The sequence below is a fragment of the Simplicispira suum genome (assembly GCF_003008595.1).
GTDB lineage: Bacteria > Pseudomonadota > Gammaproteobacteria > Burkholderiales > Burkholderiaceae_C > Simplicispira > Simplicispira suum.
This window is the reverse complement of the sequence record NZ_CP027669.1, coordinates 284676-303878: the sequence shown is the minus strand read 5'-3', so window position 1 is coordinate 303878 and position 19203 is coordinate 284676. Positions and strand designations below refer to the sequence as shown.

General features: G+C 64.8%; 19 protein-coding genes and 1 tRNA gene. 11 read left to right on the top strand and 9 right to left on the bottom strand.

The genetic code is table 11. From position 1 onward, the window contains the following. Positions 1 to 5: 5 nt before the first annotated feature. Genes C6571_RS01455 through C6571_RS01435 form a run of 5 tightly spaced genes read right to left on the bottom strand, consistent with a single transcriptional unit; the run spans position 6 to position 4480 of the window. The gene (locus C6571_RS01455) at positions 6 to 785 is read right to left on the bottom strand and encodes a UDP-2,3-diacylglucosamine diphosphatase (protein WP_106445122.1); all 780 of its coding nucleotides are present in this window, start codon (positions 783 to 785) and stop codon (positions 6 to 8) included. Between the two features lie 21 nt (positions 786 to 806). Then, entirely contained in the window at positions 807 to 1313 is a 507-nt protein-coding gene (locus C6571_RS01450; RefSeq protein ID WP_106445121.1) for a peptidylprolyl isomerase, read from the bottom strand. 23 nt (positions 1314 to 1336) lie between these two features. After that, positions 1337 to 1921 (bottom strand): peptidylprolyl isomerase, encoded by a 585-nt coding sequence (locus C6571_RS01445; protein WP_106445120.1) that lies wholly within the window; start codon positions 1919 to 1921, stop codon positions 1337 to 1339. Then, entirely contained in the window at positions 1918 to 3285 is a 1368-nt protein-coding gene (locus tag C6571_RS01440) for a L,D-transpeptidase family protein (RefSeq protein WP_245901350.1), read from the bottom strand. Before C6571_RS01440 ends, C6571_RS01445 begins: the two co-directional genes overlap by 4 nt. A gap of 49 nt (positions 3286 to 3334) precedes the next feature. Then, complete coding sequence (locus C6571_RS01435) at positions 3335 to 4480, bottom strand: L,D-transpeptidase Cds6 family protein (RefSeq protein ID WP_106445119.1); 1146 nt, start codon at positions 4478 to 4480, stop codon at positions 3335 to 3337. A 230-nt stretch (positions 4481 to 4710) separates the two neighbouring features. On the opposite strand from C6571_RS01435, the gene cysS reads away from it, so the two are divergent. From cysS to C6571_RS01405, 6 genes are all read left to right on the top strand, one after another. Continuing rightward, entirely contained in the window at positions 4711 to 6087 is a 1377-nt protein-coding gene (cysS, locus tag C6571_RS01430) for a cysteine--tRNA ligase (protein ID WP_106445118.1), read from the top strand. Beyond that, complete coding sequence (locus C6571_RS01425; RefSeq protein WP_420852904.1) at positions 5987 to 6796, top strand: DNA-3-methyladenine glycosylase family protein; 810 nt, start codon at positions 5987 to 5989, stop codon at positions 6794 to 6796. Before cysS ends, C6571_RS01425 begins: the two co-directional genes overlap by 101 nt. Positions 6797 to 6958: 162 nt before the next feature. After that, positions 6959 to 7936, top strand: coding sequence for an acetyl-CoA carboxylase carboxyltransferase subunit alpha (locus C6571_RS01420; protein WP_106445116.1), 978 nt, complete (start codon positions 6959 to 6961; stop codon positions 7934 to 7936). A 40-nt stretch (positions 7937 to 7976) separates the two neighbouring features. After that, positions 7977 to 8942 (top strand): tRNA lysidine(34) synthetase TilS, encoded by a 966-nt coding sequence (gene tilS, locus C6571_RS01415; protein ID WP_106445115.1) that lies wholly within the window; start codon positions 7977 to 7979, stop codon positions 8940 to 8942. 77 nt (positions 8943 to 9019) lie between these two features. Further along, positions 9020 to 10288, top strand: coding sequence for an aspartate kinase (locus C6571_RS01410; protein ID WP_106445114.1), 1269 nt, complete (start codon positions 9020 to 9022; stop codon positions 10286 to 10288). A gap of 55 nt (positions 10289 to 10343) precedes the next feature. Then, positions 10344 to 10436 (top strand) — tRNA-Ser (locus C6571_RS01405). A 10-nt stretch (positions 10437 to 10446) separates the two neighbouring features. Here the strand turns inward: C6571_RS01405 and C6571_RS01400 are convergent. Together C6571_RS01400 and C6571_RS01395 are read right to left on the bottom strand one after the other, a co-directional pair. Beyond that, a complete protein-coding gene (locus tag C6571_RS01400; RefSeq protein ID WP_106445113.1) occupies positions 10447 to 11367 on the bottom strand; it encodes a DMT family transporter in 921 nt (306 codons plus the stop codon). Positions 11368 to 11490: 123 nt separating this feature from the next. Continuing rightward, positions 11491 to 11970, bottom strand: a complete 480-nt coding sequence (locus C6571_RS01395; protein WP_106447967.1) for a Cd(II)/Pb(II)-responsive transcriptional regulator — start codon at positions 11968 to 11970, stop codon at positions 11491 to 11493. A 76-nt stretch (positions 11971 to 12046) separates the two neighbouring features. Here C6571_RS01395 and C6571_RS01390 point away from each other — a divergent pair, with 76 nt between their 5' ends. The 3 genes from C6571_RS01390 (at position 12047) to C6571_RS01380 (ending at position 15282) form a co-directional block, all read left to right on the top strand. Beyond that, on the top strand, positions 12047 to 14164 hold the full coding sequence (locus tag C6571_RS01390) for a heavy metal translocating P-type ATPase (protein ID WP_245901349.1): 2118 nt from the start codon (positions 12047 to 12049) through the stop codon (positions 14162 to 14164). A 105-nt stretch (positions 14165 to 14269) separates the two neighbouring features. Then, positions 14270 to 14599 (top strand): hypothetical protein, encoded by a 330-nt coding sequence (locus tag C6571_RS01385; RefSeq protein WP_146139287.1) that lies wholly within the window; start codon positions 14270 to 14272, stop codon positions 14597 to 14599. A 266-nt stretch (positions 14600 to 14865) separates the two neighbouring features. After that, entirely contained in the window at positions 14866 to 15282 is a 417-nt protein-coding gene (locus tag C6571_RS01380; RefSeq protein WP_106447966.1) for a DUF411 domain-containing protein, read from the top strand. A gap of 57 nt (positions 15283 to 15339) precedes the next feature. Here C6571_RS01380 and C6571_RS01375 read toward each other — a convergent pair whose 3' ends face one another. Together C6571_RS01375 and C6571_RS01370 are read right to left on the bottom strand one after the other, a co-directional pair. After that, positions 15340 to 15561 carry an HP1242/YdcH family protein gene (locus tag C6571_RS01375; RefSeq protein ID WP_106445110.1) on the bottom strand — a complete coding sequence of 74 codons (222 nt, stop codon included), beginning with the start codon at positions 15559 to 15561 and terminating at the stop codon, positions 15340 to 15342. A gap of 99 nt (positions 15562 to 15660) precedes the next feature. Further along, positions 15661 to 16080 (bottom strand): RNA-binding S4 domain-containing protein, encoded by a 420-nt coding sequence (locus C6571_RS01370; protein WP_106445109.1) that lies wholly within the window; start codon positions 16078 to 16080, stop codon positions 15661 to 15663. A 159-nt stretch (positions 16081 to 16239) separates the two neighbouring features. On the opposite strand from C6571_RS01370, the gene C6571_RS01365 reads away from it, so the two are divergent. Further along, entirely contained in the window at positions 16240 to 17742 is a 1503-nt protein-coding gene (locus tag C6571_RS01365) for a sigma-54 interaction domain-containing protein (RefSeq protein WP_106445108.1), read from the top strand. A gap of 150 nt (positions 17743 to 17892) precedes the next feature. After that, positions 17893 to 19080, top strand: coding sequence for a substrate-binding domain-containing protein (locus tag C6571_RS01360; RefSeq protein ID WP_106445107.1), 1188 nt, complete (start codon positions 17893 to 17895; stop codon positions 19078 to 19080). Positions 19081 to 19203: the final 123 nt, after the last annotated feature.

Here is a 19203-nt window from a genome sequence, read left to right as displayed (position 1 = left end):
GCGGCCTATATGGGGCCCATGGGCAGGCGTTCCAGGCCCTGCGCCGACAAGCGGAGCACGTCTCCCCGTGGCGGTTGGGCGGCGCAGTCCCAGTCGCTGAGCACCACGCGCCGGTAGCCGGGTGCCAGCGCATGCTCGGCCGGGCGGTGCGTGTGGCCATGGACCAGGGTGCGTGCACCCGCCGCCTGCAGCCAGGCCAGCGCGGCCGGACCGTCCACGTCGGCATAGGTTTCGCCGCCTTGTTTGCGCGCTTCGCTCTGGCTGCGAATGGCGCGCGCCTGGGCGCGCCGCAGGGCGAGCGGCTGTGCCAGAAAGCTTTGCTGCCAGGCGCGGCTGCGCACCAGGCTGCGAAAGCGCTGGTAGTCCATGTCGTCGAGACAAAGCAGGTCGCCGTGGCTCAGCAGCAGCCGCTGCGTACCAAAGATGAGCACGCTGGGATCCGATAGCCCGATGATGCCGGTGTGCTCGAACAAGGAGCTTCCCACCAGAAAATCCCGGTTGCCGTGCATGAAATACACCGGGCGCTGCTGCGCCGCTGTAGCGAGCCGCTGGGCCAGCCTTGCTTCAAAACTGCCGGCTTCGTCGCAGGCGTCGTCGCCGACCCAGACCTCGAACAGATCGCCCAGGATGAAGACGGCGTCGGCCGTGGTGCGCGCCAGATAGCGCTCGAAGCAGGCGAGCGTTTCGGGGTCGGCTGCCTGCAAATGCAGATCCGACAAAAAATCGACGGTGCGCCAGTGCGCCGGAGCCAGCAGCTCTTGCGCCTGGGGCACGGCCGGGTTCACGCGCGCGCTGCGTGAATCAGATCAGAGGGCGACGGCTTTTTCGATCACCACGTCGTCCTTGGGGACGTCGTCATGGAAGCCCTTGCGGCCTGTGGGAACGGCCTTGATCTTGTCGACCACATCGGTGCCACCCACCACTTTGCCAAATACGGCGTAGCCCCAGCCTTGGGCCGAGGGCGCGGTGTGGTTCAGAAAGCCGTTGTCGGCCACGTTGATGAAGAATTGCGAGCTGGCCGAGTGCGGGTCGTTGGTGCGCGCCATGGCCACCGTGTAGTTGGCGTTTTTCAGGCCGTTTTGCGCTTCGTTTTCGATCGGCGCATCGGTGGGTTTCTGGTTCATGCCGGGCTCAAAACCGCCACCTTGCACCATAAAGCCAGGAATCACGCGGTGAAAGACGGTGTTGTCGTAGTGGCCCTTGTTGACGTACGCGAGGAAGTTGGCGACCGACTTGGGCGCCTTTTCCTGGTCAAGTTCCAGAGTGATGACGCCGTAGCCGGCGATGTGGAGTTCGACTTGGGGGTTGCTCATGGGAATTCCTTTCGCGAATGCGCTTATTCGACCACGGTGGCCGAGTTGATGGTGACGGGGTCTTTGGGCACGTTTTGGTACGGTCCCTTGTTGCTGGTGGCTACAGCCCGGATCTTGTCCACCACGTCGGTGCCTTCCACCACCTTGCCAAACACCGCGTAGCCGTGGCCGTCGGGCTGGGGGGCGTTGAGCATGGCGTTGTCCTTCACGTTGATGAAAAACTGCGCGGTGGCCGAATCGGGTGCACCGGTGCGCGCCATGGCGATGGTGTATTTGTCGTTCTTCAGGCCGTTCCCGGCTTCGAGCGGAATGGGTGCGCGCATGGGCTTTTGCGCCATGTCGGGCGTAAAGCCCCCGCCCTGGATCATGAAGCCGTCGATCACGCGGTGAAAAATCGTGCCATCGTAGTGCTTCTCGCGCACGTACTGCAGGAAGTTGGCGACGGTTTTCGGCGCTTTTTCCGGGTTGAGCTGCACCACGATGTCGCCCATGGACGTCGCCAGTTTGACTTTGGGAGCATCTTCGGCAGAGGCCTGATTTGCTACGGAAAACATAGCTGTCAGCGCAAGCGCATTCAGCGCTAGAGCCCATTTTCTTCTTGAAATCATCCAATCACCCCTTCAAAAAATATCTGCCAGCGCTGTCCCTGGCGACGCCAGTACTGTCGCTTGACCGGGCCGCTGCGGGCACCGGCGGGGACTTCGGCAAAGGTGACCACCATGGTCTCGCTGCTGTCTTGCCAGTGCAAGGCGGATTTGTCCTTGAGCACCAGTGTGCGGCCGCGCAGGGCCTGGAGGTCTTCCTGCAGCGTGGCGCGCAATTCCGTGATCGACTGGCTGCGCATGCCCTGAAAGTCATAGGTGTAAAAGCCCAGCAGACGCTGCAAGTCGCCTTCGGATTTTGCCTTGCTCCAGGCGTCCAGCACCTGGTTGAACGCCTGGCGTTCCCCCACCACGCCCTGGGGCGTCACCCAATGGAGCTGGCTCGAAATGACCACTGGCGTGCTGCGCGGCTCGACGGTGTTCAGAATGCGCTCCAGGTCCGGGTTGGCGATGGCCACGCAGCCGTCGGTGGCTTGCGGTGCGCGCGAAAACTGGGTGCTGGGCGTGCCGTGCAACCAGATGCCGCTGCCGGTCTTGCCACGGCGCAGATCGAGGGCGTTGGGGTAGTTCAGCGGCAGCGCGCCCGAGCCATAGAGGTCGGCCAGTTGCTTGGCGTCGAGCCGGCTGGTGATGTAGTAGACGCCCAGCGGCGTGCGCTGATCGCCCTCAAATTCCTTTTCGATCCCCAGTTTGCCCACCGACGCGTAGTAGTCGGCCACCAGCCGCAGGCCCTGCTTGCCGTTTTCAAACAAATACAGGCGCGAGCGCGAGGCATCCACGGCGATGGCATGGCGCGTGCGATCAGAGATTTCAACAAAGGCCGCCGGAATGGCGCCTGCTGCCGGGCGCAGTCGCTCGGCCGCCACGCGCTGGCGCGACTCCTGGCGCAGTTCGGCCAAAACCGCTCCTGCTTCAGGCTGGGGTGCCGCCACGTCGCCAAACTGCGCCAGCGGGCGTGTGCGCGCGGTCAGCAAATCACCCAGCGCCAGCTGCGCGAGCTGGAAGTTCGGAAAATCACGCACCAGGGTGTGGGCCTGAGCCAGGGCCTCCTCGGTGCGGCCCTGGGCGGTCAATCGGTACACGCGAATCAACCGGGTTTCTGCCTGATCGCTACGGGCTGCTTGAGCCACTTGCGCCTTGGCTGCCACAGGCACTGCGGCGGCCACGGCCGCACGCCTTGGCGCCACGGCGCGCGTGGCTTTTGCCGCTGTTCGCTGGGTGTGGACGGCCTTTTTCGGCGCTGCGCGCTGCGGCTCACGCGCCCAGCCGGGCAGCGCCGTCAGCGCACCGATGGCCAGCAGCGCGGTGGCCATCCAGGCAGCGCCAACGCGTGGCCAGGCGCGCGGTCGGCGCTTGTCTGGCGCGATCAATGCGGGACGGCGGTGCAGTCGGTGCACCGCAGGAAAACGCGTTGTTGCATCAGCTACCAGTGGATTCGCGCACGATCACCCAGCGGCCCTGGCTGCGTACCAGTTCAAGCGTCTTGCGGCTGGCAACGCTGAGCGTATCGGCGTCGTACGCCTGATGGAAACGCGCAGTGGCTTTGTCGCCTTTGACGTCCACGGACAGGTCGGTGATGGTGACCTTGATGTGCTTCTTGCCCACGATGCGGGACTCCCGCTCTTTCTCCCAGGCGGCGCGGCTTTGCTTGCCGGGCGGATCGAACTGCTTGCCGTAGGAGGACAAATAGTTCTTCATGTCGCGTGCCGACCAGGCGGCGGCCCAGGCGCTGATGGCCGATTCGACATCTTGCTGGGCGACGGTGTCAGCGCCCGAGGCGCTGTCGGAACGGGCTGGGGGTGCGCTCACCGGTTCGGCCGCGGGCGCGCGGACCGGGGCCGCAGCTGGCGCGGCCTCAGCCACCGGAGTCACTGGTGCGGCGACGGGTGGCTTGGGTGCCGGAGCTGGTGCTGCAGCGACGACGACGGGTGTGGCCGGGGGAGCGGCTGCCGGTACGGGGACGGGTGCTGCCGGAGCGCGTGCAGCGACGGGTGCGGCAGCAGGCGCGGCCGCTGTACGGGTGGGCGTGCGGCCCGGTGCAAACAGCTCGCGAATCAGCGCGAGCTTGGGATTGAGCGCGGCGCTGTTGGTCGCATCCAGCTGCAGCGCCTTGTTGTAGGCCTGGGCAGCCAGCTTGGCATAGATGTCGCCCAGGTTCTCGTGCGCGGTCGAATAGCTGGGATTGGTGCGGATCGCCATTTCAAGGGCGGTGCGCGCTTTGTCGAGCTGGTTCTGGCTGGCGTACAGCACGGCCAGGTTGTTGTAGGGCTCGGGCAGCTCGGGGTATTCCTGCGTGAGCTGCGTGAACGTGGCGATGGCGTCTGTGGGTTTGCCCGAGTCGGCCTGTGCGACGCCGCGCAAAAAACGCAACTGTGGGTCTTTGGGGGCACTTGCGAGCCGCTGATCGGCCTTCGCCAGCGCATCGGCAGCCTTGCCGCTTTTGAGCAAGCCGGTGATGTCTGAATAGTCCTCCGCGTGCACGGCCGTTGCGCCCAGCAGCGCAGAAAAAGCCATGAGACGCGCGAGACGCACAAGAGGGGTGAGGGTGCGGCGGGAGGATGTCATGAAGGTCCGTGAAGTGATCAGCGGGAGGCCGGGCAGGCGCTTATACTGCGGCGGATTGTAGCTGAGAGGGTGGTCATGACGGTACGCTGCCAGAGAGCGGCAAACCGGCGCCAAGGCGACTTGTCGGGCCCGCCGTGTGCGCAGGGATCCTGCACGCGCCCCGCACGGGCAGCGTCGGCCGCCCGATACTCCACCCCTCTCCCGCCCGCCTGTTTCGTACCGCCATCCCCATGAGTCTGCGCATCTACAACACGCTCTCGCGTGCCCTGGAAGAGTTTTCCCCGATCGAACCCGGCCATGTGCGCATGTACGTCTGCGGCATGACCATCTACGACCTCTGCCATGTCGGCCATGCCCGCATGATGATGGCGTTTGACGTGGTGCAGCGCTGGCTGCGCGCCAGCGGCTACCGCGTCACCTACGTACGCAACATCACCGACATCGACGACAAGATCATCCGGCGCGCAGTGGAGCGCGGCATCACCATTCGCGAGTTGACCGACGAGATGATCGCGGCGATGCATGCTGACATTGCCAGGCTGGGCATTGAACCGCCGGATGTCGAGCCGCGCGCCACCGAATACGTACCGCAGATGCTCTCGCTGATCGGTACGCTCGAAGGCAAGGGCCTGGCCTACCGCGCCGGCAACGGCGACGTGAACTACGCGGTACGCAAGTTCCCTGGCTACGGCAAGCTCTCGGGCAAGTCGCTTGATGAGCTGCGCGCTGGCGAACGCGTGGCGGTCGATGACGGCAAGCACGACCCGCTCGACTTCGTGCTCTGGAAATCGGCCAAGCCCGAAGAGCCCGCCGAGGCCAAATGGGGCAGCAGCTTTGGCGCCGGGCGCCCTGGCTGGCACATCGAGTGCTCGGCCATGAGCTGCGCCACCCTGGGCGAGACCTTCGATATTCACGGCGGCGGCGCCGACCTGCAGTTCCCGCACCACGAAAACGAGATTGCGCAGAGCGAAGGCGCCCACGGGAAGCCGCTGGCGCGCTTCTGGATGCACAACGGCTTTGTGCGCGTGGACAACGAGAAGATGAGCAAGTCGCTTGGCAACTTCTTCACGATCCGCGATGTACTGCGCGAGTACCAGGCCGAAACCCTGCGCTTCTTTATGGTGCGTGCTCACTACCGCAGTGCGCTCAACTACAGTGACGCGCACCTTGACGACGCCCACCAGGCGCTCAAGCGCCTCTACACTGCGCTCAGTCTGGTGCCTGCGCAGAACGTCGCCATTGACTGGGCCGAGCCCTATGCCGCGCGCTTTCGCGCCGCCATGGACGAAGATTTCGGTACGCCGGAAGCCGTGGCCGTGCTGTTTGATCTGGCCGGCGAAGTCAACCGCAGCCGCTCGCACCAAGCTGCCGGCCTGCTCAAGGCGCTGGGCGGGTGCCTGGGGCTGCTGCAGGGCGAGCCTGCCGCCTTTTTGCAAGCCGGCGGAGCGCACGATGCAGTCGACATTGATGCTCAGATCGCCGCCCGCGCCGCCGCCAAGGCAGCGCGTGATTTCGCCGAGGCCGACCGCATCCGCGCCGCCTTGCTGGCCCAGGGCATCGTCCTCAAGGACAGCGCCGCCGGCACTACCTGGGAAGCAGCCACGTGAAGAAAAATACGAGTCAAATTGGCATCCAGCGCAGCAAGGACAAGCGGTGAATGCTTCTAAAGTAATAGCGATCGCAACCACATCTGACCTGGCGACGCCCGAGTACTGGTCCCAGGCGCGCACGCATTTGATGAAGAAGGATCGGGTGATGAAGCGCCTGATTCCGCAGTTTGGCGAGACCAGCCTGCAGACGCGCGGCGACGCCTTTGTCACGTTGGCGCGCAGCATCGTCGGTCAGCAGATTTCGGTGAAGGCGGCGCAGACCGTGTGGGACCGCTTCGCCGCACTGACTCCTGCGATCACCCCGCCCGACGTGCTGCGGCTGAAGATTGACGATATGCGCGCCGCCGGCCTGTCGGCACGCAAAGTCGAGTATCTGGTGGACCTGGCGCTGCACTTTGACGGCAACAAGCTGCATGTCGATGCCTGGCAGGCCATGGACGACGAAGCCATCATTGCCGAGCTGGTGGCGGTGCGCGGCATTGGCCGCTGGACGGCCGAGATGTTTCTCATCTTTCACCTCATGCGGCCCAATGTGCTGCCGCTGGACGATGTCGGCCTGCTCAACGGTATCAGCCGAAACTACTTTTCGGGCGACCCGGTGAGCCGCAGCGATGCGCGCGAAGTGGCCCAGGCCTGGAAGCCCTGGTGCAGTGTGGCCACTTGGTATATTTGGCGCTCGCTGGACCCGCTGCCCGTAAGTTATTAAGCAACCCCCTGACGCGCTTTGCGCCTTCTCCCTTTCTCCTGCGCGAAGGGGGACGCCGCCCTCCGCAGGGCGGCCTTTGCTCGGTGGCCCTGGTTTGGGTGGCACTGAGCAATGCGAAAAATAGGGAATGTGCCCGGCAGGTGACACACAAGGAGAACGACGTTGGCGAAGAAAACATTTCTGGATTTCGAGAGCCCGATTGCCGAACTCGAAACCAAGATCGAGGAGCTGCGCTACGTGCAGAACGAGAGTGCGGTCGATATCTCGGAAGAAATCGACCAGCTGAGCAAAAAAAGCCAGCAGCTCACCAAAGACATTTACGCGAATCTGACGCCCTGGCAGATCACCAAGATTGCGCGCCACTCCGAGCGGCCCTACACGCTCGACTACGTACGTGATTTGTTCACCGATTTTGTCGAACTGCACGGAGACCGGCACTTTGCGGATGACAAATCCATTGTGGGCGGCCTGGCGCGGTTCAACGGCCACGCCTGCATGGTGGTGGGTCACCAGAAAGGGCGCGACACCAAAGAGCGTGCACTGCGCAACTTTGGCATGACGCGCCCCGAGGGTTACCGCAAGGCACTGCGCCTGATGAAAACTGCGGAGAAGTTCAGCCTGCCGGTGTTCACTTTTGTCGATACGCCCGGCGCTTTTCCGGGGATTGACGCCGAAGAGCGCGGCCAGTCGGAAGCCATTGGCCGCAACATCTACGAGATGGCGCAGCTCGAAGTGCCCATCATCACCACCATCATTGGCGAGGGTGGCTCAGGCGGCGCGCTGGCGCTCAGCGTCTGCGATCAATTGCTGATGCTGCAGTACTCCATCTACTCGGTGATCAGCCCCGAGGGCTGCGCGTCCATCCTGTGGAAAACCAGCGACAAAGCCCAGGACGCGGCCGAGGCGCTGGGCATCACCGCGCACCGCCTGAAGGCGCTCGGCCTGGTGGACAAGATCGTCAATGAACCTGTGGGCGGCGCACACCGCGATCCCAAGCAAATGGCGGCCTTCCTCAAGCGCGCGCTGGGCGACGCCTTTCGCCAGGTGGCGGACCTCAAGGTCAAAGAGTTGATCGAGCGCCGCTACGGGCGGCTGCAAAGCTACGGGCGCTTTACCGACACCAAAGCCGACAGCCACTGAACCGGATTCAAGCCATGCGTTTGCAGCGGTGGCCAAGCGGATGACGCATTCGTTTGAACAGGCCATGGCAGCCTTTCGGCCCGCGCTGCCGCTGGCCGTCGCTCTGAGCGGTGGCGCGGATTCTTCGGCCCTGCTGATCGCTTGCGCCGAGCGCTGGCCGGGCCAGGTCTGTGCCATCCACGTCAACCACGGCCTGCAGCAGGCGGCGGGCGAATTCGAGGCGCATTGCAAAGCGCTGTGCCAGCGCTTGAATGTGCTGCTGGCGGTACAGCCGGTGGCGGCGGGTGCGGCGCCGGGCCAAAGCCCGGAAGAGGCTGCACGCAGCGCCCGTTACAAGGCTTTTGAGTCGCTATCGCTTGATGGTATTGGGCAAGTAGCTATTCAATCCATAGCGCTCGCACAGCATGCCGACGACCAGGTGGAAACGCTGCTGCTGGCGCTCTCGCGCGGCGCAGGGCTGCCGGGCCTGGCCGCCATGCCCAGCCATTGGCAGCGCGCCGGCATCGACTGGTATCGCCCGCTGCTGCGCGTGCCGGGCAGGGCGGTGCGCGACTGGCTGCGTGCGCGCGGCGAGACCTGGGTGGAAGACCCGAGCAATGGCGACCTGCGCTTTACGCGCAACCGCATCCGCGCCCAACTGATGCCGGTGCTGGAGGCGCAGTTCCCGGCCTTTCGTGACACCTTTGCCCGCAGCAGCGCGCATGCTGCACAGGCCCAGTGGCTGCTGCTTGAAGTGGCGCAGGGCGACCTTGCCGCCGTCGGCACGCCACCGCAGATTCGCGCGCTGCAGCAACTGAGCGCCGCGCGCCAGGCCAACGTGCTGCGCCACTGGCTGCAAAGCGAACACGGTTGCGCCCCAAGCGCCGCGCAGCTGCAGGAACTGCAGCGGCAGATTGCCGCCTGCACTACCCGCGGGCATCGGATCGAAATCAAGGTGGGTGGAGGTTTTGTGCGGCGCAGCAACGACCGCCTCCATTGGTACAATCCCAGGGTTTTGGCTCCTTAAAGCACAAGGCACCGGCGGCGCCCCAAAACGCCTTGCAACCTGCGCCGCAGTTCCCGGTTCCCGTCGCACCTATCTTCATGCCCTTGATCGTTCACAAATACGGCGGCACCTCCATGGGCTCGCCCGAGCGCATTCGCAACGTCGCGCGGCGCGTCGCCAAATGGGCGCGCGCCGGTCACCAGATCGTGGTGGTGCCCAGCGCCATGAGCGGCGAGACGAACCGCCTGCTGGGCCTGGCAGCCGAGCTGGCCCCCGCGCGGCCATCCAACGCTTACCACCGCGAACTTGACATGCTTGCCGCCACCGGCGAGCAGGCGTCATCGGCTCTGCTGGCGATTGCGCTGCAGTCCGAGGGCATGCCCTCGGTCAGCTACGCTGGCTGGCAGGTGCCGGTGCGCACCGACAGCAGCCACACCAAGGCGCGCATCGAATCCATTGACAGTCAGCGCGTGCAGGCTGACCTGGACGCGGGCCGCGTGGTCATCGTCACCGGGTTTCAGGGCATTGATGAGCTGGGCAACATCACCACGCTCGGGCGCGGCGGCTCGGACACCTCGGCCGTGGCCATTGCCGCAGCCATGGGCGCCGCTGAATGCCTGATCTACACCGATGTCGATGGCGTCTACACCACCGACCCGCGCATCGTCCCGGCTGCACGCCGCCTGGGTACCGTGAGCTTCGAGGAAATGCTGGAAATGGCCAGCCTAGGCAGCAAAGTGCTGCAGATTCGCTCAGTGGAATTTGCCGGCAAGTACAAGGTGCCCATGCGGGTGCTTTCGAGCTTTACCCCGTGGGATATTGACCTGGCCGAAGAAATGCAGTCGGGCACTTTGATTACTTTTGAGGAAGACGAAAAAATGGAACAAGCCGTCGTATCAGGCATTGCGTTCAACCGTGGCGAAGCCAAGGTTTCGGTGCTGGGCGTTCCCGATTCCCCCGGCATGGCCTACCGCATTCTGGGCCCCGTGGCCGACGCCAACATCGAAGTAGACGTCATCATTCAGAACATCAGCAAGGACGGCAAAGCCGACTTCAGCTTCACCGTGAGCCAGTCCGACTTTGCCCGTACCGTGGATCTGCTGCGCGACACCGTGGTGCCCGAGCTGGGTGCCAAGGAAGTGGTGGGCGACCCCAATATCTGCAAAGTCAGCATCGTCGGCATCGGCATGCGCAGCCATGTGGGCGTGGCCAGCAAGATGTTCCGTGTGCTGAGCGAAGAGGGCATCAACATCCAGATGATTTCGACGTCCGAGATCAAGACTTCGGTCGTCATCGACGAAAAATACCTGGAACTGGCTGTGCGCGCCCTGCACACCGCCTTCGGTCTGGACCAGGAAACCGCCTGATTCCACCCTGCCGCTCGTCTGAAGGCGCCCTGTCTTCGGGCATAATAGCGGGATTGGAAACGTGACCGAGTGGCCGAAGGTGCTCCCCTGCTAAGGGAGTATGGGGTGTAGAGCCTCATCGAGGGTTCGAATCCCTCCGTTTCCGCCAGACAAAAGCCCTAAGTGATGGATTCACTTAGGGCTTTTTCGCTTGAGGCTTGCCCCGAACGCCGCAGCAACACGGCGCCAATCGCCGCCACCACGCACACCATCGCCGCCATGTCCTGCCAATGGGGCCATTCGCCGACGATGAGCGGTGCGCTCAAGGTGCCGATGAGGGGCACTGCCATCACGCTCATGGCACTGGTGGCCGCCGGCAGCTCGCGCGCCAGCGCAAACCAGATCACCTGCGCCGCGCCATAGTTGATCAGCACGCTCCACACCAGGCTCACCCACACTGCGGTGCTGAAATGCCAGCGCTGGGGAGGCTCCAGCGCCACTGCCAGCAGCATGATCACGGCTGCCGACATGAGCATCATCCACACCACGAGGGTCTGGGCAGGCAGCGTCAGCTGCGCGCGGCGCATCCAGATCGTGCCCAGGGCCCAGCAGAGCGCTGCCCCCTGCATCCAGGCAATGCCCTCTGGGCGCCCCGCCAGTTGTGCCCATTCATTCCAGAGCAAAAGCGCAATGCCCGATAGCACGGCCACCACGGCGAGCACCAAGCGCGGGGTCAGCTTGTCGCGGTACAGCAGCACGCCCAGAAGCACCGTCCATACCGGCATGGTGAAGCCGAGAATGGCCGCGCGCCCGGCCGGCAGGTGCGCCACCCCGATGATGGACAGTGCATGCCAGCCCAGGATGTTGGGCAGCCCCAGCACCACCACGGTTTGCCATTCCGGACGTCCTCGGGGGATCAGACGAATGCCTTGCATGCCAAAGTACCCAGCCAGTATCAGCGCGCCAAGCCCCATGGTCAGCCCGCGAAAATAAAGCGGACTGATCTCGCGCAGCGCGAGCTTCATCACCGGCCAGTTCAGGCCCCACATCAGGGTGAGCAGCACGAGGCCAATGAGCTGGCGGCGGGAGAGGGGTGTCATGGAGATGCTGCGTGCATGAGCCAGCGAGTGTCCTTGATTTTGGGCGGCTCGCCTGCAGGCGGTCTCCTTGGGTCCGTGCGCGGTGTCCAAGGGTCATGCGGCATTCGCGCCGATGCGTTGAGCTTACACATGCCGCTTTGGCGGTGCGCCGGCCAGCGCTGCGCCGGGTGCGGCATTCGCCTGCGCGTCGGCCTGGGCGTGCAGCGCATCAAGCACATGGCAGTGGGCGTCGTCGCTGCCATCGCAGCGGCTGCGCAGCGCACGCAGATCTTGCTCCAGTGCCTGCAGTTCCTTGCGCCGGGCGCGCACGTGGGCCAGATGCTCGTCCAGCGTGTGGCAGGCCGCATGCGTGTCGGCGGGCGGCTGGGCGTTCAGGGCCACCAGCGTGCGCACCTCGCCCAGCGACATGTCCATGGTGCGGCACAGGCGAATGAAGCGCAGGCGGTGCACGTCGGCGTCGCTGTAAAGGCGGTAGCGGTTGTCCGCACGCGCGCTGGGCGCCAGCAGCTTTTCTTTCTCGTAAAAGCGGATGTTGGCGGCGGACACCGCAGAACGTTGCGCCGCCTCGCCAATCCGCCACACGGCGGTGTCCTGTAGGGGCATGGCTTGACCTTCAAGTGGCTTCAAGGATTCCAATGGTGCCATTGCGGCCTACAACCGCGTTGATTGCAAGGATTTCATGTCAGCCGAGACCACCACTACAGGCCCTGTCGGCCCGCGCATTTCCCTCTCCTGCTGCCCTGTGGCAGAAGACGCCGCTGCAGCGGATCAAGCCCGCTGCAGCGGCAAACACGCGGGCGACGGCGAGCACCCAAATGGGGCGCACGCAGGTCATGCGCATGCCGGGAGCCGTGCCCCCGATCGGCAGCACGGCGACGGCCACGACCACAGTGTCTTGCCCGGCTGGGCGCGTATCGCGGCTGGCCTGCTTGCCGCTACCGCAGCAGAGCTGCTGCACCTGCTCGGGCCCGACACCTGGCCTTGGCACGCGGGCGGCATGGTGCTGGCGGCGGTGGCCATTGTGCTGGCGGGCCTGGGCGTCTACCAAAGCGGGGTTCGCTCGCTGATGCGTGGGCAATTGGGCATCAGTGCGCTCATGGCCGTGGCGGTGACCGGCGCCTTTGCCATTGGTCAGTGGCCTGAGGCGGCGATGGTGATGGCGCTGTATGCGCTGGCCGAGCGCATCGAGCAGGGAGCGGTGGGGCGGGCACGCCATGCCATTGGCGCCTTGCTGGCGCTCAGCCCCGATCGGGCGGACCGGCTCGGCGCGGATGGTCAGTGGCGCAGCGTGCCGGCCACCGACGTGGCGCTGGGTGACACGCTGCGCATTCGCCCTGGTGGCCGGGTGCCGCTGGACGGCAGCGTGACGCGCGGCGCCAGCGCCGTGGACGAATCCAGCGTCACCGGGGAGAGCCTGGCGGTGGACAAAACGCTGGGTGATCCGCTGTTTGCCGGCACCCTCAACGCCCAGGCCGAGCTGGAGATGCGCGTGACGGCTGCTTCGGGCCACACCACGCTGGACCGCATCATTCGCGCTGTCGAGGAGGCGCAGGCCACGCGTGCGCCGACGCAGCGGCTGGTGGACCGCTTTGCCGCCGTGTATACGCCGGCCGTGTTTGCCATGGCCGTGCTGGTGGCCGTCGGCGCGCCGCTGCTGCTCGGCTGGGCCTGGCTGGACGCCATTTACCGTGCGCTGGTCTTGCTGGTGATTGCCTGCCCCTGCGCGCTGGTGCTCTCCACGCCGGTCACCGTGGTCAGCGGTCTGGCTGTGGCGGCGCGACGCGGCATTTTGATCAAGGGCGGGGCCTGGCTGGAGCTGGCGCGCGGTATTCGTGCCGTGGCCTTTGACAAGACCGGCACCATCACCACCGGCCGGCCGGTGCTGGTGGGGCAAAGCGCCTTGGGCAGCGACGCGGCGCACGACGTGGCGCTGGCCTTGGCGAGCCGCTCGGACCACCCGGTGTCGCAGGCGATCGCGCAGGGGCTGGGTGCGCACGATGGCAATCTGCCCGAAGTGAGCGATTTCACTGCCCAGGCCGGGCGCGGCGTCGAGGGCAGGGTGGGCGGCGAGCGCTGGACCTTGGGCAACCGGCGCTGGATGCGTGAGCAGGGCCTGTGGACCGAGACGGTAGCGGCTGCTTCCGCCGAGCACGAGGCCCAGGGCCGCAGCCTGACCTTCCTGGCCGAGCGCGGCGGCGTGCGCGCGCTGTTTGCCGTGGCCGACACCTTGCGCCCGCAGGCCATAGAAGCAGTGGCCGAACTGCGTGCTCTGGGCATCACGCCCATCATGCTCACCGGCGACCATGGCGCCGCTGCGCAGGCCGCCGCCCGCGCCGCTGGCATCGACGAGGTGCAGGCCGATCTGCTGCCCGAGCACAAGCAGGGCGCCATCGCCACATTGCAAAAACTGCACGGCATGACCGCCATGGCGGGCGACGGCATCAACGACGCGCCCGCCTTGGCGCAGGCCGACATCGGCTTTGCCATGGGCGCCGCCGGCACCGATGTGGCCATGGAAACCGCCGACGTGGTGATCATGAACGACGACCTGCGCCGCGTGGCTGAGACGGTGCGCCTCTCGCGCCGCACGCACCAGGTGCTGGTGCAGAACATTGCGCTGGCGCTGGGCATCAAGCTGGTGTTCCTGGCGCTGGCGCTGGCCGGGCAGGCCACGATGTGGATGGCGGTGTTTGCCGACATGGGCGCCAGCTTGCTGGTGGTGGCCAATGGCCTGCGCATGCTGCGCGCGGAACCCGTTCAGCGCAGAGGCCAAGGAGCAGATCAAAAAAATCGGTAAAAAATGCCTCCAGCGCTTATACAGGGTGCGCGAGCAGCTATAAAAACGATTGCAATAGCGGTCGCAGTGGGGAACCACTTGGTGCGTGGCATGCTCCATGCAGGCATGCGCCGTTTGCTTCGTTGTCTTGCTCTGTCTCTGCTGGTGCTGCGCATGCTGCTGGGCGCCGATGTGGCGCTGGCGGCCGGCCAGCGTTGCGCGCCAGCGGCCGCCGAAGCGGCGGCCACGCACTGCGCTGATGGCGACGCGGTAACCCTTGCTTGTGCTGCCTGCGCGGACTGCTTGCTCTGCCACGCAGTAGCGCTGCCTTTGCCGGGGGCGGCGGGGTCCGCAGGTTTGGGCGCTCCACTGCCCGCTGCGCAGGCTGATTGGGCCTTTGCCAGTGCAGCGCTGGCGCCGGCCCTCAAACCGCCCATTGCGCGCCGGGTGGCCTGAGCTGAGACGTCCCATTCCTGCGCACATGCCGCACGCGGGAGCCTCCTCGGCTTGGCTGTTGCCCTCGATTCGCGCCGTGAATAAGGCTGCTTGCGAGCAGCAACACGGCTTCTGGCCCAAACTTCAATACCCAAGGAAATTCCATGCCCCACATCTTTTCAAACGTATCCGCACCCCAGGCTTTTGCAACCGATCGCTTTCCCGCAGAGGCAAAGCCCGTGCCACGGCGGCACCTGCTGACTGCGTTGGGCCTGCTCGGCGCAGCCATGGTCGCCCCGCGCCTGGCGCGGGCCGCCACGGACCCTCTGGCCGTCGAGGTCTGGAAGGACCCCAGCTGCGGCTGCTGCAAGGACTGGGTGGTGCACATGGAGGAGAACGGCTTTGCCGTCAAAGTGCACGACAGCGGCAACAACGCAGTGCGCAGCCGGCTAGGCCTGCCGCAAAAGCTCGGTTCGTGCCACACGGCGCTGGTCGGCGGCTATCTTCTTGAAGGCCACGTGCCCGCGAGCGATGTGCGCAAGCTGCTCGCGCAAAAACCCAAAGCCTTGGGCTTGGCCGTGCCCGGCATGCCGGTGGGCTCACCGGGTATGGACGGTGCGGTTTACGGCGGTCGGCGCGATCCGTACGACGTGCTGCTGGTGGCCCGCGACGGCAACACCCGCGTGTTCAGCAGCTACCGCTGAGCGAAATGGTGATGCCCTGCGAGGGCCGACTCGCTTGGAAGCCGAGCCTCGCGCGCGTCAGGCCGACTCGGCCTTGGCTTTGAGCAAGGCGTAAAGCTCGTCCTTGAGTTGCAGCTTCTGTTTCTTGAGCGCTTCGATTTCCAGATCCGCCGAGGGGCCGGTGGCTGCCACCATCTGGGTAATTTTTTCGTCCAGGTGGTTGTGTTTGTCGAACAGGCGCGTGAAATGGTGGTCGGTATTTTTGAGTTGGGTGATCAGGTCGCGGTATTCAGGGAACATCGTTTCTCTTTCCTTCAAGCGGCTGGCGCGGGGAGTGTCGGGAAGGGCCTTACCCAGGTTCACTATAAACCGCCAAGCGTTTTTTCCGGGCGCAGCCGCTTATTCATCGAGCGATGCGCTCCAGCGGCTGCCCCAGTCGCGTGCCTTGTCAATGTCTCGGCGGTCGCGCTTCGTTGGCCGCCCGTCGTGCAGTGCCGCTGCCGGCTCTGGTGCCAGGCGCTGGCGCTCGGCAGCGGCCGCGCGCTCCGCCAGGCTCTCCGGGGTTTCTTCGTACAGCAACTGCGCCACGGAGGCGGGCCCGCGCACCTGGCTCAGGCCGCGTACCACGACGGTGCGCGGCACCTGGCCCTGACGCAAGTCCACCGTGTCGCCGGGCCGCAGTTCGCGCGAAGCTTTGGTGACGGTGCCGTTGACGCGTACGCGTCCTTTGGCAATTTCCTCGGCGGCGAGGCTGCGCGTCTTGAAAAAGCGCGCGCACCACAGCCATTTGTCGATGCGTACGGTCTGGGCTTTGTCCATAGTGTTTATTTTGCATTCGCCGAGTGCGAAGGTGCTCCGCCAGCGACACAAGCAAAGTTTGTGCAAAAAATGGCCTCCAGCGCTTGATGGGAAATCGCCTGCAGCTATCAAAACAATAGTTCATTGAACCTCCTGCTACGGGGCGTTACCATCCGCCCCATGGACGCGCTTGCCCCCGACACCCCTGCGTTGCCGCTCGATGCCCAAGGCATTCTTGAGCTGGCGGCACGCTCAATGTTTCATCTGTTTTCCAGTGTCAGCCAGGGCATGTTTTTGGTGGATCTGAGCGGGCGCATCGTTTGGGTGAATGAGGGCTATCAGCGCTTTCTGCCGGAACTCGGGCTGACCCACGTGGACCAGTTCCTGGGCCATATGGTCGAGGACGTCATCCCCAATACGCAGATGCGCCGCGTGCTGGAAACGGGTGAGGCGGTGTTGATCGACCTCCTCACGAACCGCGCGGGCACCTTTGTGGTCAGCCGCATTCCGCTGCGCGGTGACGACGAGCAGGTGATTGGTGCCATCGGCATCGTGCTCTTTGACCACCCCGAGACCACGCTGCAGCCGCTGATCAGCAAGTTCGCATTGTTGCAGCGCGATCTGGACGACGCCCGGCGCGAACTTGCGGTGCAGCGCGGGCGCCAGTTGCGCGCCGGCAGCGGTGACGGCACGCGGCGCGCACGCCATACCTTTGCCAGCTTTGTCGGTTCCAGCCCGGCTGCGGCAGAAGTCAAGCGCCAGGCGCGGCGTGCGGCGCAGTCCTCCAGCCCGGTGCTGCTTCTAGGTGAGACCGGTACCGGCAAAGAGCTGCTGGCGCACGCGATCCACGCTGCCTCGGCGCGCGCGGCCGGGCCGTTTGTCAGCGTGAACATCGCTGCCGTGCCCGACACGCTGCTGGAGGCCGAATTCTTTGGCGTCGCGCCTGGCGCCTACACCGGCGCGGACCGCAAGCCGCGCGACGGCAAGTTCAAGCTGGCTGACGGCGGCACTTTGTTCCTCGACGAAATCGGCGACATGCCGCAAAGCCTCCAGGCCAAGCTGCTGCGCGCGCTGCAGGAGGGCGAGATCGAGCCGCTGGGCTCGAACCAGCTGGTGCCGTTTGACGTGCGCGTGGTGGCGGCCACTTCGCGTGACCTGAGCGCGCTGGTGCGGGAGGGAACGTTTCGCGAAGACCTGTACTACCGTCTGCATGTCCTACCGCTGCGCGTGCCGCCGCTGCGTGAGCGGCGCAGCGATATCCCGGCGCTGGTTGAATTGCTGGGCGAAGACATGGCGCTGAGGAACGGCACTGCGACGCCGGAGCTGCGGCCCGACGCGCTGGCATTGTTGATGGGCCAACCCTGGCGCGGCAACATCCGCGAGCTGCGCAACGTGCTTGAGCAGGCCGCCATGCGCAGCGAATCGCAGAGCATCGATGCCGAGCAGTTGACCCGCATCCTGCGGGAAACCGGCGTCGAGCCGGCCGCGCCGCTGGCGGAAGCGGCGCCCGCTGTGGCGGACGATCGCGCCTTGCTGCGGCCGCTGGCGGAGCAGGTGGCGGAAGTCGAACAGCGCGCCATTGCGGCGGCATTGCGCGCCTCGGCCGGCAACAAGCAGGCAGCGGCGCGGGCACTGGGTATTTCACGTGCCACGCTCTATGGACGCCTGGAAAACCCTGAATAAAAATTAGACGAACGTCTGAATATTAGACATTAATTCGTATGATAATCAGACAAAAAAGTATTTCGTAACAATGAAATGCTTATAAATCAATAGCTTGCGAGTTGGCACGGTCCGTGCAGTCAATGCCTGCATCACAACAGGAGGCATTCCATGCATCGTCGCACCTTCACCGCACTCGCGGCCCTCGCCGCCACGGTCTCTGTATCCGCTTTTGCGGCCGAAGAAATCCGCATCGCCCACGTCTACAGCAAGACGGGTCCGCTCGAAGCCTATGGCAAGCAGACCCAGACCGGCCTGATGATGGGCCTGGAGTACGCCACCGGCGGCACCATGATGGTGGCGGGCAAGAAGCTGGTGTTGATTGAGCGCGACGACCAGGGCAAGCCCGACCTGGGCAAGAGCCTGCTGGCAGCTGCCTACGCAGACGACAAGGCCGACATCGCCGTCGGTCCCACCTCATCGGGCGTCGCGCTGGCCATGCTGCCCGTCGCCGAGGAATACAAGAAAATTTTGCTGGTTGAGCCCGCTGTGGCCGATTCGATCACTGGCGACAAGTGGAACAAATACATCTTCCGCACCGGCCGCAACTCCAGCCAGGATGCCATCAGCAACGCCGTGGCGATGGACAAGGATGGTGTGACCGTGGCCACGCTGGCACAGGACTACGCGTTTGGCCGCGACGGTGTGAAGGCTTTCAAGGCCAACCTGAAGCACGCCAAGATCGGGCATGAGGAATACCTGCCACAGAACACCACCGACTTCACCGCCGGTATTCAGCGCATCGTCGATGCACTCAAGGACAAGCCGGGCAAGAAGGCGATTGAGGTGATCTGGGCCGGTGGCACGCCTCCGTTCAACGCCCTGGCTGCGCAAGACCTGAAGAAGCGCTACGGCATCGACGTCTTCACCGGCGGCAACATTCTCCCCGCCATGGCGAGCTACAAGAACTTCCCCGGTATGGAAGGCGCGACCTACTACTACTTCGGCATTCCAAAGAACGCCGTGAACGACGCCTTGGTGACCGCGCACTACAAAGAGTTCAAGACGCCACCAGACTTCTTTACCGCAGGCGGCTTCTCGGCAGCCATGGCGCTGGTGACGGCGCTCAAGAAGACGAATGGCGACACTGGCACCAACAAGCTCATCAAGACCATGGAAGGCATGAGCTTCGACACGCCCAAGGGCAAGATGACCTTCCGCAAGGAAGACCATCAGGCGATGCAAAGCATGTACCACTTCAAGATCAAGAACGATCCGGCGTTTGCCTGGGGCGTGCCCGAGCTGGTGCACGAGATCAAGCCCGAAGAGATGGACATTCCGATCCGGAACAACCGGTGAGCATCCCCCTGAGCGGCTTTGCCGCTCCGAGCAAGCGCCAGAGGCGCAAGCCCTTCGGAGCCGTCCAAGCCTGCGCAGGCAGGCTTGGAGCTGCGGCCCTCAGCCCCTTCTCTCGCAACGCTG